Consider the following 13,835-nt stretch of genomic DNA (forward strand, 5'->3'; position numbering starts at 1 on the left):
TGCCCGGTCAGCTCGCCGATGAGCCGCTGTCGTCGAGCAGCTTCTGGTACCAGTCGCGCAGCCTGTCGCCGCCCTTGCTCTTCCATTCGGCGACGGCCTGCTGCATGTCGCTGATCTTCTTGCGGCCGCGGGTGATGTCGTCTTCCAGCTGTTCGAAGTCGTTGCCGAGGTTGGTGTAGCGGGACGGCTCGGTGATCATCTGGCCGTAGAAGCTGGACTTCTTGGTGAAGGCGCCCATCCGCTGCTGCCACTCCACCTGGGCCTTGGCGACCTCGGGGAAGTCCGGGTGGGCGATGGTGGCGGCGGGGCTGGCGACCATGACATAGGCGTTGAGGACCTCGTTGTTGCCCTGGGTGGTCTTGGTGGGCACGCCGTTCTTGACGGTGTAGTCGGTGCCCTCGGGGCCGTAGTTGGTGAGCATGTACTCCTTGGTGCCGTACGGCGCGGCGGTGACGTTGGCGACGGCCAGTACGTCGCGGATCACGGACTCCGAGGCGTTCTTGTTGACGAAGGCGAAGATGCCGGCGGGCTGTTCGGCCCACAGCTGCGGGTTGCCACCGTCGTGACCGAAGATGTCCATGCCCCAGATCTTGTAGTCGGGGTTCTGGGTGGCCTGTTCCGCGGTACGGCTCCACCACTGGGTGATGTTGTTGGGGTAGATCAGGAACTCGCCGGCCGCGAACTTCGGGCCCGGGTCGGGGGCGTTCTTGCCCAGCAGGGAGTCGGGGTGCACCACGCCGGCGGCGAAGAGTTTGCGGGCCCACTCCAGCGCTTCGAGGTATTCCTGGGTCTCGATGCGGTTGACCAGCTTGCCGTCGACGAGGTTCCAGCCGAGCGGTTTCTCGCTGCCGGAGAGCACGCCGAAGGACTGGAAGGCGGTCCACTTCATGTCCAGGCACGCCCAGCGCTTGGCCTTGGCGTCGGTGATCTCCTTGGCGAGGGACAGGAACTCGTCCGCCGAGCGCGGGACTTCGTACCCCTTCTTGTCGAAGATGTCCTTGCGGTAGAGGGGCACGATGCCGGTGACGTACGGCGAGGGCTGCGGCAGGCCGCGCAGCTTGCCGCCGAAGATGCAGCGCCGCCAGGCGTCGGTCGGGATGGCGGCCAGGTTCGGGTAGTCCTTGACCTTGTCGCCCGACAGGTACGGGCCGAGATCGGCGAACTTGCTGATGATGGCGGTGGGTATCTTGCCGCCCATGTTCCAGCCCGGGACCACCACGACGTCCGGTACGTCGCTGGAGGCGAGGACCGCGCCCAGCTTCTGGTCGTAGGTGTTGCCGTCCTGGTTCTGCCACTGGACGTCGACGCCGATCAGGTCGTTCATCGCCTTGTAGTAGGCGTTGTCCTGCTTCGGCGGGGAGCCCCAGAACGGGGACATGATGGTGACCTTGCCGCCCTTGCCGAGCTTCTTCGGAACGGAGGTCTTCAGGGTCGCCAGGTCGAGTTTGGCGGTGAAACCGATCGAGGAGCCGTTCTTCGCCGGGATGTCCGGGGTCACCACGTTGTTGGCGACGTAGGACGGCAGCAGTTTCTTCGCGTCCTTGCCCGAGGAGGAGCCTCCTCCCGACCCGCTGTCCGACGCCCCGCACGCCGCGAGCAGCGGCATCCCGCCCGCCACCGCTGCGGTGGCGACGGCCGTGGAGGCGAGGAAACTTCTCCGGCTCGGCCCGGAGGGGGCGGAAGCGGCGTTCGGCGTCATTGCGTCAACCCTTCATGGCGCACCAGGACACCCGGCGGTGGCCGTCGGCTGCGGTGTCTCGAGTGGAACTGGCTGAGCCGAAGCGGTTCCTCCGACCGCCTGCCCCCGAGCCGTGTCACGTGATCTCTGGGGCCACATCGCCATTCGAAGCGCTTCGATGTTGCTGCGAGGTTAAGTGAACACCCGGGGGTGCACAAGGGTCGCTTCCAAGATTCCTCGGAGCCACCCGGAGCGACCTCTTTGCCTGCGCTGCTTGAAATCGCGGTGTGCATCCCTTGACACCCACCCCTGCGTCGAATGAGCATCGAAGCGCTTCGAAAGGCCTCGCCGCTTCATCGCAAGGGGAACGCCACGTGACCGCACAAACGCCGCCCACGCCGCCTTTCCGCGATCCGCATCTGCCGTTCGCGAAGCGCATCGACGACCTGTTGGCACGGCTCACCCTGGACGAGAAGGTCTCCTTCCTGCACCAGTTCGCGCCGGCCGTGGAGCGCCTCGGCATCGCCGCCTTCCGCACCGGCCAGGAGGCCCTGCACGGGGTGGCCTGGATGGGCCCGGCGACGGTGTTCCCGCAGGCGGTGGGTCTCGGCGCGACCTGGAACACCGAGCTCGTGCGCCGGGTCGGCGAGGCGGTGTCCAAGGAGGTCCGGGCGATGCGGACGCGCGACGACCGCGTGGGCCTCAACGTCTGGGCGCCGACGGTGAACCTGCTGCGCCACCCGCTGTGGGGCCGCAACGAGGAGGGCTACTCGGAGGATCCGAGGCTGACCTCCGCCATCGCCACCGCCTACACCCGTGGCCTGCGCGGGGACCACCCGGTGTACTGGCGCACCGCCCCCGTCCTGAAGCACTGGCTGGCCCACAACAACGAGACGGACCGGGCCACTTCCTCCTCCTCGGTCCGCCCGCGCGTGCTGCACGAGTACGACCTGCGTGCCTTCGAGGAGACGGTCCGGGCGGGCGCGGTGGCCGGGGTGATGCCCGCGTACAACCTGGTCAACGGCCGCCCCAACCACGTCTCCCCGTACCTGCGTGAGCACCTGCGCACCTGGACCGACGAGGAGCTGCTGGTCTGCTCGGACGCCGGCGCGCCCTCCAACCTGGTCGACCACGAGCACTACTTCGACACCCACGAGGAGGCCACGGCGGCCGCCCTGCTCGCGGGCGTCGACAGCTTCACCGACCACGGCACGGACGCCTCGGAGATCATCGCCCGCGTCAACGGGGCTCTGTCCGAGGGCCTGTTGACGGAGGCCGACATCGACACGGCGGTCCGCCGCCAGCTCTCGGTCCGCTTCCGGCTCGGCGAGTTCGACCCGGACCACGACCCGCACCTGCCCACCGCCGAGTCCGCGGAGTTCGACACCGCGGCGCACCGGGCCCTCGCCCGGGAGGCCGCGGAGCAGGCGGTCGTCCTGCTCAAGAACGACGGTGACCTGCTGCCGCTCGCGCCCGACACCCGGCTCGCCGTGGTCGGCCTGCTCGCCGACGAGTGCAAGCTCGACTGGTACAGCGGCACCCTGCTGCACCGTGCCACCCCGCTGGAGGGCCTGTACGAACGGTTCGGCGCGGGGCGCGTGGAGTTCGCGGAGGGCGTGGACCGGGTCCGGCTGAAGCTCGCCGACGGCACGTTCCTGCACGTCCCGCCCGCCCCCGAGGCCGCCGACGAGGTGCCCGGCGCGGCGGGCGCCCTGGACCCGGCGCTGCTCGCGGGCCGCACCGACCTCCCCCCGCTCGGCACCGACGCCACCGGAACCGAGTTCGCCCTCCTCGACTGGGGCGAGGGGGTGCTGACGCTGCGCGCCCCGGACGGCCGCTACCTCTCGGTCGCCGACGACGGCTTCGTGCGCGCCGCCGCGGACCAGCCCGGCGGCTGGGTCGTACAGGAGACGTTCCGCCTGGAACCCCACGACAACGGTCACCTCCTCCGGCATCTCGGCACGGGTCGCCACGTCCGTGTCGCCGCGGACGGGGTCCGGGTTGCCGCCGAGGACGCGTCGACCTTCGAAATGATCATCGTGGAGCGCGGTGCGGACACCGTCGCCAGGGTGGCCGCCGCGGCCGACGCGGTCCTGGTGGTCGCGGGCAACGACCCGCACATCAACGGCCGGGAGACCGAGGACCGTACGACCCTGGCCCTGCCCCCGCAGCAGGAACGCCTGCTGCGCGCGGCCCGCGCCGCGAACCCGAACACCGTTCTCGCGCTGACGTCGGCCTACCCCTACGCCGTGGACCCGGCCGGTCTGCCGGCCGTGCTCTGGACGGCCCACGGCGGCCAGGCGGCCGGCACCGCCCTCGCCCGCGTGCTGGCCGGTGACGTCTCCCCCGCGGGCCGCCTCCCGCAGACCTGGTACGCCTCCGACGCCGACCTGCCCGGCCTCCTCGACTACGACATCCTGGGCTCGCGCCAGACGTACCTCTACTTCGAGGGCACCCCGCTCTTCCCCTTCGGCCACGGCCTGTCCTACGCGTCCTTCTCCTACGCGGACCTGACGGCCGAGGTGCGCGACGGGACGCTTTGCGTCGCCTGCACCCTCACCAACACGGGCGATATGACGGCCGACGAGGTGCCCCAGCTCTACGCCCGCGCCGTCGAACCCTCCGTGACCCGCCCGCGCCGGGAACTCCTCGACCACCGCAGGATCACCCTGTCCCCCGGCGAGCGCACCGACCTGGCCTTCGAAGTCCCGCTCTCGGCCCTCGGGTTCTGGGACGTGCGGAGCGGCGCCCGCCGCCTGGAGCACGGCCCGTACGACGTGCTGGTGGGCGCGTCCAGCGAGGACGTCCGGCTGCGTACGACACTGGTCCTGGACGGCGAGCGGGCGGTACCGCGCCCCGTCGCCGAACGCGGCCTGGACGCGGCCGACTTCGACGAGCAGTCGGGCACCGCGATCGTGGACCGGTCGAAGGCGGCGGGCGACGCGGTCACCCCCGAGGGCCACGGACCCGGTGAACTCGTCTACCGCGACTGCGACTTCGGCGCCGGGGTGACGACGGTCCGGGCGCTGGTCTCGGGCGCGGGCACGCTGGAACTCTCCCTGGACGGCGGCGCGCAGACGACCGTACTCACCCTCGGCGAACCCACCGCGGACGTGTACACCTACACCACGCTCACCGCGGGCCTCGTCGCCGAGGGGGTCCACGACCTGCGCATCGGACTGCGCGGCCCGCTGCGGCTCGCGCACGTCGGCTTCTCCGGTTGAGGGTCCGGAGCAGCCGGCACGGAACACCCCGGCCGGAGCCCCCGTACAGCGGGCTCCGGCCGGGGTGGGTGTTCCGGGGGGTCAGAGGGCGAGGCCGGTGAGGACCAGGACTCGCTCGTAGGTGTAGTCGTCCATCGCGAACCTGACGCCCTCGCGGCCGACGCCGGACTGCTTGACGCCGCCGTACGGCATCTGGTCGGCGCGGTAGGAGGGGACGTCGCCGATGATCACACCGCCGACCTCCAGGGCGCGGTGGGCCCGGAAGGCGGTCTGGACGTCGTGGGTGAAGACGCCCGCCTGGAGGCCGTACTTGGAGTCGTTGACGGCCGCGAAGGCCTCGGCCTCGCCGTTCACCTTCTGCACGGTGAGGACGGGCCCGAAGACCTCCTCGCAGGAGACGGTGGTGTCGGCCGGGACGTCGGTGAGGACGGTCGGCGCGTAGGTGGCGCCGTCCCGGTCGCCGCCGGTGAGCAGGGTGGCACCGTCCTCGACGGCCTCCTTCACCCACGCCTCGACGCGCTCCGCGGCGGCCTCGCTGACCAGCGGGCCGACATCGGTCTTCGGGTCGGCGGGGTCACCGGTGACCTGGGCCTCGACGGCGGCGACGATGCGCGGCAGCAGACGGTCGTACACGGACGCGTCGGCGATGACCCGCTGGACCGAGATGCAGGACTGGCCGCCCTGGTAGTTGGAGAAGGTCGCGATGCGGCCGGCGGCCCAGTCCAGGTCTGCGTCGCTCGCGTAGTCGCCGAGGACGACGGCCGCGCCGTTGCCGCCCAGCTCCAGGGTGCAGTGCTTGCGCGGGACCGAGTCCATGATCGAGTAGCCGACCTTCTCGGAACCGGTGAACGAGATGACCGGCAGGCGCTCGTCCTGGACGAGGGCGGCCATCTTGTCGTTGGCGACCGGGAGGATCGACCAGGAACCGGCCGGCAGACCCGTCGTCTCGGCGAGCAGGTCGCCGATGATCAGGCCGGAGAGGGGGGTGGCCGGGGCCGGCTTGAGGATGATCGGCGCGCCGGCCGCGATGGCCGGGGCGATCTTGTGGGCGCACAGGTTCAGCGGGAAGTTGAAGGGTGCGATGCCGAGGACGACACCCTTCGGGAAGCGGCGGGTCAGCGCGAGCCGGCCCTGGCCGCCGAGGTCGGTGTCGAGACGCTGGGCCTCGCCGCCGTTGAAGCGGCGGGCCTCTTCGGCGGCGAACCGGAACACGGAGACGGCGCGGCCGACCTCGCCGCGGGCCCACTTGATCGGCTTGCCGTTCTCTGCGGAGATCAGCTGGGCTATCTCCTCGGTGCGCTCGACGAGGCGGCGGCTGACGTGGTCGAGGGCGGCGGCACGTACGTGGGCCGGAGTGGCGGCGAACTCGTCTCGTACGGCGTACGCGGCGGCGACGGCCTCTTCGACCTGCGCGTCGGTGGGGACGCCGACCCTGCCGACGAGACGGCCGTCCCACGGGCTGGTGACGTCGAAGGTGTCCTCGCCGGCGACCTGGCGGCCGGCGAGCCAGAAGGCGGTGGTGGAAGTCATGTGCGGGCCCCGGCCCTTCCGCGTTGGGGGTGTGTGCGTTCGGGTCCACGGTAGGTCGCCGGGGGCGGCGGTGCGTTTGTCCGGGGCGTAGTGGTGGCGGGCCGGGATGCGCCGCTTCGGCAGGGGCGCCGCCGCCGGGTCAGTCCGCCGACGTCGCCTTCAGGGCCAGCCACAGCTCCATCCGTACGTCCGGGTCGTCCAGGGAGCGGCCGAGGATCTCCTCCACCCTGCGCATCCGGTAGCGCAGCGTGTGGCGGTGGACGCCCAGGTCCGCGGCCGCCGCGTCCCACTGGCCGTGCCGGGAGAGCCAGGCCCGCAGCGAGGCGACCAGGTCACCCCGGCCGGTCGCGTCGTGCTCGCGCAACGCCCTCAGCAGACCGTCGGCGAACGCCTTCACCGCGTCGTCGGCCAGCAGCGGAAGGACCGAGCCCGACGCCAGCTGTTCGTGCTCGACCAGGACCCGGCCCCTGCGCCGGGCCACCGACAGCGCCTGTTCGGCCTGCTTGTAGGCGGCCGCGGCGCCGGTCGGGCCGGACGGCGCGGACAGGCCCACGACCAGTTCCTCGTCGTCCCCGCCGCCCTGCTCGGTGGCCGACGTCCGCGCGGCCTCCCAGGCCGCCGCGTACTCCGTGCACGCCGTCACCGCCGCGCCCCCGTCGGCGGCCAGCACCACCAGCCGCTCCTCCCCCTCGGGCACCACCAGTACCGCCTCCCCGGAGCGCGCCGCGGCCGACTCCACCGCCTCGGTGAGGCGGGCCGGCAGTTCGCCGTCCGCGTCGGCGACGACCATCCGGAAGGGTGCGTCGAGCAGTCCGCCGTACAGGTCCCCGGCGACGGCCCGCGCATGGTCCGGCTGCCCGGCGAGCAGCATCCGCAGCACCGCGGCCCCGACCCGCTGCTCGGCCGCGTGCAGCGAACGGGAGCGTTCCGTCGTGAGGGTGAGCAGGGCGATCGCGGAGTGGACGGCGTAGCGCTCGGCCGTGCCGAGGGCCGCCGCCGTGCCCACCGCCAGCGCGGCGCGCGGGCGGCGGCCCGTCCCGAGGGAGTGCAGTTCGACGCGGTCCTCGTGGTCGGGGCCGCCCACCACCGAGGACGCCGGGGCCGGGCGCTCCCGGAGGCGTTCCACCTCCGCCGTGAGCCGCGCCGCCCGGCGCCCCGCCCACTCCGGTGCGGTCGCCACCACCGCGCCGGACGCGTCGTACAGCGCCGCCCAGCCGTCCACCTGCGCGGCGAGCGCGGACAGCAGCCCCTCGGGTCCCGCGTTCAGCGCCTGCCGGGTCAGCTCCCGCTGGGCGGCGAAGCCCGCGGTCACGGCACGGTACTGGTCGGCCGCGATCGCCGCCGAGACCGCCTTGCTGATGGCGAGGAAGGGGGTGCGGCGCGGTACCTCCAGAAGGGGCAGGCCCTCCTGCTCGGCAGCGCCGACCAACGCTTCCGGGATCTCCTCGTAGTTGACCCCGACGGCGAAGCCGAGGCCGACCACACCTGCTCCGACCAGGCGTTTCACATACCGCCGCATGGCCTGTGGATCCTCCGCGTCCAACTTCAGCGCGGTGATCAGGAGCAGTTCGCCGCCCTCCATGTACGGCACCGGGTCGGCGAGTTCGCTGACATGGGCCCAGCGCACGGGCACGTCGAGGCGGCCCTCGCCCGCGCGCACGGTCAGTTTGAGCGCGGAGTGGTGGACGAGCGAGGCGAGCGTCGGTGGCATCGGGCCGTCAGATCTTCTCTTCGGTCGTGACAGTCGTGGCAGTCGTGGCAGGGCAGCGGGCACTTTGGCCGTCCCGTATGAAGGGCCACTGTCGATTCTGCCTCACTGTACGGTCGCCCGTACGCCCCCGTTCAGCCCCGGCCGCCGCTCCTCAGGTCCACCAGCAGGGGCGGCGCGTGTTCGCCCTTGACCGTCGTCAGGGAGAGGACGGCGTGACCGGCGGGCACCCCGTGCGCCAGTTCGGAGGCGGACCAGCGCTCCCGCTCCACCTGCCGTACGGTGACGGCCCGCGCGGTGGGCGCCTTGCCGGTGATCACCCGGCGTACGACGTGCAGCGCCTTGCCCGCCGGGGTCTCCGCGATGATCTGCCGGTCGGTGACGTCCCGGGTCTCGGTCCACTCCTTGCCCCACACCTCGGCGAAGTCCTGCCCGTCCCAGGGGGTGAGGCCGGCGAAGGCCATCCGGCAGCCGGTGGCGCCGAGCAGCGGACCGCGCAGCGGGCGCGGTACGTCGTCGAGCGTACGGAGGGTCAGCGCGACGCCCGCGTTGGTCGAGCGCAGCCGCTGGATGGCGCGCACCGCCTCGGGGGTGACGACGCCCGTCGCGTCGTCCAGGAGCAGGCAGGCGAAGAGCGAGCGGTCGTCCCGTACGGTCACGCTCGCCGTGAACTGGGCGAGCACCAGGCGGGCCAGGATGCGGGAGGCGTCGGCGTGGCCGCGCTCGGGCAGGTCGATGCGGACCCGGACCGGGTGGTCGAGGGCCTTGAGGGAGAAGGGGCGGGTCTGTCCCGAGGTGTCGAAGAAGCCGGCGAAGGCAGGGCGGTCGAGCAGGGCGATACGGTCGGCGAGGACCGCGCCCACGTCTCCGGGGTGGCCCATCTGCCGTTCCCGGGCGTCCAGTTCGCGCAGCAGCGACTCGTGTCCTGTGGCACTGAGCCCCTTGCGGAGCGCGGCCAGCGGGCCGGCGGCGCCGTCGAGGAGCTGACGGAGTTCGGGTACGGAGGGGAAGCGGCCGTGCACCGCCCTGAAGGGACCGAGCAGCTGGGCGAGGACGGTGGTGGAGCGGCGGCTGTCGCTGCCGGGGTGCGGGTCGGCGAGGTCGCCGACGAGGGCCTCGGCGAGTATGGCGGCGGCTTCGTCGGGGTCGGTGGTGCCGCCGTACAGGTCGAGGTCGTAGACGGACTCGGGGTGGGCGATGCGGACGACGACGTCGTAGGAGTCGGCGGGTCCGAGCCCGGCGCCGGCCGCGCCGACGACGACCACGGAGGCGCGCCCGGCGAGGGCGTGCAGGCACAGCGACTCGGCGAGCGGGCGGACCAGGGAGCCGGTCTTGCCGGAGCCGGCCGGGCCGACGGCGAGCAGGGAGGTGCCGAGCAGGTCGGGGCCGAGGGCGAGGCCGGTGCCCCGGTAGTGGTACGGGTTGCGGGGGTCGTCGGCCGTCGTGCCGAGCCGGACCTGGCCGGTGACCAGGTCGTGCCGGGCGTGCCGGGCGGGCAGGTCGCGTTCGCCGGAGGGGTGCAGGCAGGCGGCGGCGCCGTCCTTGACGACGGCGGCGCAGAAGGCGGCCATGCCGTGCCGGCCGCTCTGCACGCCCTGCCAGGCACGGGCGATACGGGCATGGTCCACGTCCCGCATCAGCCCCCCGCGCGCCTCCCCGGCCAGCCGCTCGGCGGCCTCGTGCGCCCCGGCCTGGCGGAGGTACACGAATTCGGCGGGGTCCTGCTCGGGGGCGGGCGGCCGCTCGGCGGCCGGCGTGGCCGGGCTCCAGGCGGGCGGGCCGTAGCGGCGCCAGACCTCTCCCCAGCGGCCGAGGCGGCCCACGACGAGCGCGATCGCGAGGGCGATCAGCGCGTAGTAGCCGTACCAGAGGAACGCGTTGCCCACGGCGTCGCCGCTGTGCCGCCAGGAGTCCGGGGTGAACAGCTCCAGCGGTACCACCCACCAGCCGCCCAGGTAGCCGTTCCACAGCAGCGACCAGAGCAGCCAGCCGACCAGGAACGCGATCAGCGCGCCGCTCAGCAGTTGCCTGGCCGGGATCGCCTCGGGCTCCTCGGTGGGCCGCGCCCGGTGACCGAACCGCCACACCCCCGGGGCCGCCTCCGGCCGGGGGGTGCGCAGCCAGCCGAGGAAGGCCGCACCGTCCGGCAGCGGGGGCACCGTCGGCGGGGCCGTCGGCCGCGGCGGCACCGAGAAGGCCCCGGCCGGCACGGCGGACGCCTCGGTCGGTGCGGCGTCCGTGTCCTGCGGTCCCGCCGGACGCGGCACAGGATTCGCATGCGTGCCCCGGGCGTCCCGCGTCCCGTCGCTGTCCATCGCTCTCGCTCCCTGACCAGCCGTTCCGTCCACCGTCAGCGGCCAATCTAACGCTCGCACCAAGGGAGTTCACCGCTTACGCGGCCGAGGAGCTTCGCGGTCCGGCCACGGCCCCTCCCCCTGCACTATGTCCATGACGGACAACGTCACGCTCCGACAACGCCCACATGGAGCATGCCCACCTCCCACACCCGGCCCTAGCCTGCGAAGAAAGAAGGAAAGCGTCCGAAAACGCACCGCCGGCGTCACCCGGGAGACCACGTGGTCCGCAGCCCGGAACACACCGGTTCGCACGATTCACCAGGGAGCCCCCCATGACCGCACTTCCGCAGGAGCGCCGCGTCGTCACCGCCATCCCCGGCCCCAAGTCGCAGGAGCTGCAGACCCGCCGTCTCGCCGCGGTCGCGCAGGGCGTCGGCTCCGTGCTGCCGGTGTTCACCACCCGCGCGGGCGGCGGCATCATCGAGGACGTCGACGGCAACCGCCTGATCGACTTCGGTTCCGGTATCGCGGTGACCAGCGTGGGCGCCTCCGCGGAGGCCGTCGTACGCCGGGCGAGCGCCCAGCTGGCCGACTTCACGCACACCTGTTTCATGGTCACCCCGTACGAGGGCTACGTCGAGGTCGCCGAGGCGCTCGCCGAGCTGACCCCCGGTGACCACGCCAAGAAGTCCGCGCTGTTCAACAGCGGTGCCGAGGCCGTCGAGAACGCCGTCAAGATCGCGCGTGCGTACACCAAGCGGCAGGCCGTGGTCGTCTTCGACCACGGCTACCACGGCCGTACGAACCTCACCATGGCGCTGACCTCGAAGAACATGCCGTACAAGAACGGCTTCGGCCCGTTCGCGCCGGAGGTGTACCGGGTGCCGGTCGCGTACGCCTACCGCTGGCCCACCGGCCCGCAGAACGCCGGCCCGGAGGCCGCCAAGCAGGCCATCGACCAGATCGGCAAGCAGATCGGCGCCGACAACGTGGCCGCGATCATCATCGAGCCGGTGCTCGGCGAGGGCGGCTTCATCGAGCCGGCGAAGGGCTTCCTGCCCGCGATCAGCCAGTTCGCCAAGGACAACGGGATCGTCTTCGTCGCCGACGAGATCCAGTCCGGCTTCTGCCGGACCGGCCAGTGGTTCGCCTGCGAGGACGAGGGGATCGTCCCCGACCTGATCACCACCGCCAAGGGCATCGCGGGCGGCCTGCCGCTGGCCGCCGTCACCGGCCGCGCCGAGATCATGGACGCCGCCCACGCCGGCGGCCTCGGCGGTACGTACGGCGGCAACCCGGTCGCCTGCGCCGGTGCGCTCGGGGCCATCGAGACCATGAAGGAGCTCGACCTCAACACCAGGGCGAAGAACATCGAGGCGATCATGAAGCCTCGCCTGACCGCCATGGCCGAGAAGTTCGACGTCATCGGTGACGTGCGCGGCCGGGGCGCGATGATCGCCATCGAGCTGGTCAAGGACCGCGCCACCAAGGAGCCGAACCCGGAGGCGACCGCCGCGCTCGCCAAGGCCTGCCACCAGGAGGGCCTGCTGGTCCTGACCTGTGGCACCTACGGCAACGTGCTGCGTTTCCTGCCGCCGCTGGTGATCGGCGAGGACCTCCTCAACGAGGGCCTCGACATCATCGAGCAGGCCTTCGCGCGGATCTGAGCCACCGGGCTCCGCCGGGCCGCGCCGCGGGTCCCGGTCCCGTGCGTCACCGCCGCCCCAGCCGTCCCACCGGGGTGATGTGGGAGGCTTGGGCGGCTCCCGTCAGGCCGTGTGAAGAACGTGTGCGAGGTGCATGACGGGACGCGATTCTGCCTGTCGCCGTGCCACACCCTGCCGTAGGTTCTAGCCAGATGAGAGATACACCCCGCCCACAGGGGACTGTGGGCGACTTCAGGGCGGGGCCTCCCCAGCTTCGACCTGGTCGTGCCCTCGCGCACACAACCGGTGCCTCCGGCTCCGGATCTCCTCACCGATCGGACGGTCGCCCGCCCCAAACCCCCCGGGGCGTGCGGCGTTCCGATCCGGACGGCCGCCTCGGAACCACCCCCCCTGTTCCGGGGCGGCCGACCTCCTTTCCTCTGCTGCTCCTCGCGGGACTCATGGGCCTTCCGGCCGTCCTCTTCGCGCTGATCACCTGGCAGGTCGTGGCACACGGCCCCCTGCTGCGCCTGGACAGCCGCCTGAGCAGCGCCCTGGTCCACCCGGACCGTTTCTCCTCGGGACTCTCCGACCTCGGGAACGTGCAGGTCGCGGTCCCGGTCCTGCTGGCCGCCATCGCCTACGTCGGCCGGCGCGGCCGTGCCACTGGTATGGACCGCTGGTGGCTGCCGCCCACGGCGGCGGCCGTCCTGATGGCCCTGGTCCCCGCGATCATCGTCCCGCTCAAGGACTGGACCGCCCGCCCGGGGACCCCCGTGGTGCCCCCGGCGGTCGGCTACTTCCCCTCCGGCCACACGGCGACGGCCGTGATCGCGTACGGCTCCGCGACCCTGATCCTCCTCCCCTGGCTGGCCTCCGCGAGAGCCCGTCGGCTGGCCGTCGGAACGTGCGCGGCCCTGGTCCTCGGCGTCTCCTACGGACTGGTCCGCCGCGGCTGGCACTGGCCGCTGGACGTGCTGGCCAGCTGGTGCCTGGGCACGATCATGCTGACCGCGCTGGCTCTGCTGCTCAGCCGAAGCAGGCGTCGAAGTTCTTCTGGAACTCCCGGTTCGCGTACCGGTCCCGGCTGATCCTCCGGGGGTGGGACGCGCACTCGACTTGGTCCGGGCCAGTTCACCTGTCAAGGGCTACGGCACCTGTGCGGCCGGCCAACGCCCCACACCTGAACGGCGCCTGGTCACCCCTCGGCCAACCCCGCCGCGGCCTCGTGCATGGCCAGCTCCAGCAACGCCGGATCCGTCAGCGTCCCCGACCCGTCCGGCGGCACCAGCCACCGCACGCCGCGGGTCGACCGCCCGGGATGAGGCACCACGATCCAGGTCCCGGCCCCCGCCGTGCGGATCCCGGTGCCGAGCCACCTCGCGGCCGTGCCGGGCGGCACGAAGAAACCCACCCGGTTGTCCCCGAAGTCGACCAGGACGGGCCCGGGTCGGTCGAGGACGCGGGTGAGCACGTCGAGGGTGGGACAGCCGAGCTCGCCCGGCAGGATCAGCACGTCCCAGGCCCTGCCGGCGGGCAGCAGCGCGACCCCCAGGGGGCTGCGCTCCCACTCCCAGCGGCAGGACTCGGGGTCCGGCGCGACGGATGCCAGCCATTCGGCCGCTGTCTTCGCCCCAGTCATCAAGAGGACCTCCCGATCCGACTCGTGGACGCGGTCGTCGCGTCCACGAGGAGAGAGGGAGGTCCTGCGGGGGCGCAGGACATGGATCGCGCGGCCCAGGAGGTCCGTGT

At 72.4% G+C, this 13,835-nt stretch carries 8 protein-coding genes; 3 read left to right on the top strand and 5 right to left on the bottom strand.

Going from position 1 to position 13,835, the window contains the following annotated elements:
- Positions 1-7: 7 nt before the first annotated feature.
- Positions 8-1,699, bottom strand: a complete 1,692-nt coding sequence (locus ABZ646_RS06425; protein WP_360513550.1) for an extracellular solute-binding protein — start codon at positions 1,697-1,699, stop codon at positions 8-10.
- A gap of 353 nt (positions 1,700-2,052) precedes the next feature.
- Here ABZ646_RS06425 and ABZ646_RS06430 point away from each other — a divergent pair, with 353 nt between their 5' ends.
- Positions 2,053-4,902, top strand: a complete 2,850-nt coding sequence (locus ABZ646_RS06430) for a glycoside hydrolase family 3 C-terminal domain-containing protein (protein WP_360513552.1) — start codon at positions 2,053-2,055, stop codon at positions 4,900-4,902.
- Positions 4,903-4,983: 81 nt separating this feature from the next.
- Here ABZ646_RS06430 and ABZ646_RS06435 read toward each other — a convergent pair whose 3' ends face one another.
- The 3 genes from ABZ646_RS06435 to ABZ646_RS06445 all read right to left on the bottom strand — a co-directional run bounded on the left by ABZ646_RS06435 (position 4,984) and on the right by ABZ646_RS06445 (position 10,455).
- A complete protein-coding gene (locus ABZ646_RS06435; protein WP_360513554.1) occupies positions 4,984-6,432 on the bottom strand; it encodes an aldehyde dehydrogenase family protein in 1,449 nt (482 codons plus the stop codon).
- 139 nt (positions 6,433-6,571) lie between these two features.
- The gene (locus ABZ646_RS06440) at positions 6,572-8,143 is read right to left on the bottom strand and encodes a PucR family transcriptional regulator ligand-binding domain-containing protein (protein ID WP_360513556.1); all 1,572 of its coding nucleotides are present in this window, start codon (positions 8,141-8,143) and stop codon (positions 6,572-6,574) included.
- 131 nt (positions 8,144-8,274) lie between these two features.
- Complete coding sequence (locus ABZ646_RS06445) at positions 8,275-10,455, bottom strand: ATP-binding protein (protein ID WP_360513558.1); 2,181 nt, start codon at positions 10,453-10,455, stop codon at positions 8,275-8,277.
- Positions 10,456-10,769: 314 nt separating this feature from the next.
- Between ABZ646_RS06445 and gabT the strand changes: the two genes are divergently transcribed.
- Both gabT and ABZ646_RS06455 read left to right on the top strand, forming a co-directional pair.
- Complete coding sequence (gene gabT / locus ABZ646_RS06450; protein WP_360513560.1) at positions 10,770-12,104, top strand: 4-aminobutyrate--2-oxoglutarate transaminase; 1,335 nt, start codon at positions 10,770-10,772, stop codon at positions 12,102-12,104.
- 191 nt (positions 12,105-12,295) lie between these two features.
- Complete coding sequence (locus ABZ646_RS06455; protein ID WP_360513562.1) at positions 12,296-13,174, top strand: phosphatase PAP2 family protein; 879 nt, start codon at positions 12,296-12,298, stop codon at positions 13,172-13,174.
- Between the two features lie 107 nt (positions 13,175-13,281).
- Here ABZ646_RS06455 and ABZ646_RS06460 read toward each other — a convergent pair whose 3' ends face one another.
- The gene (locus ABZ646_RS06460) at positions 13,282-13,725 is read right to left on the bottom strand and encodes a hypothetical protein (RefSeq protein ID WP_360513566.1); all 444 of its coding nucleotides are present in this window, start codon (positions 13,723-13,725) and stop codon (positions 13,282-13,284) included.
- Positions 13,726-13,835: the final 110 nt, after the last annotated feature.

This window comes from Streptomyces sp. NPDC007162 (assembly GCF_040634175.1).
Lineage (GTDB): Bacteria > Actinomycetota > Actinomycetes > Streptomycetales > Streptomycetaceae > Streptomyces.

What these genes read in the sequence shown, in the direction of transcription:
- ABZ646_RS06425 (WP_360513550.1), bottom strand. Translation starts at nt 1,699, where the DNA reads ATGACGCCGAACGCCGCTTCCGCCCCCTCCGGGCCGAGCCGGAGAAGT.
- ABZ646_RS06435 (WP_360513554.1), bottom strand. Translation starts at nt 6,432, where the DNA reads ATGACTTCCACCACCGCCTTCTGGCTCGCCGGCCGCCAGGTCGCCGGC.
- ABZ646_RS06440 (WP_360513556.1), bottom strand. Translation starts at nt 8,143, where the DNA reads ATGCCACCGACGCTCGCCTCGCTCGTCCACCACTCCGCGCTCAAACTG.
- ABZ646_RS06445 (WP_360513558.1), bottom strand. Translation starts at nt 10,455, where the DNA reads ATGGACAGCGACGGGACGCGGGACGCCCGGGGCACGCATGCGAATCCT.
- gabT (WP_360513560.1), top strand. Translation starts at nt 10,770, where the DNA reads ATGACCGCACTTCCGCAGGAGCGCCGCGTCGTCACCGCCATCCCCGGC.
- ABZ646_RS06455 (WP_360513562.1), top strand. Translation starts at nt 12,296, where the DNA reads ATGAGAGATACACCCCGCCCACAGGGGACTGTGGGCGACTTCAGGGCG.
- ABZ646_RS06460 (WP_360513566.1), bottom strand. Translation starts at nt 13,725, where the DNA reads ATGACTGGGGCGAAGACAGCGGCCGAATGGCTGGCATCCGTCGCGCCG.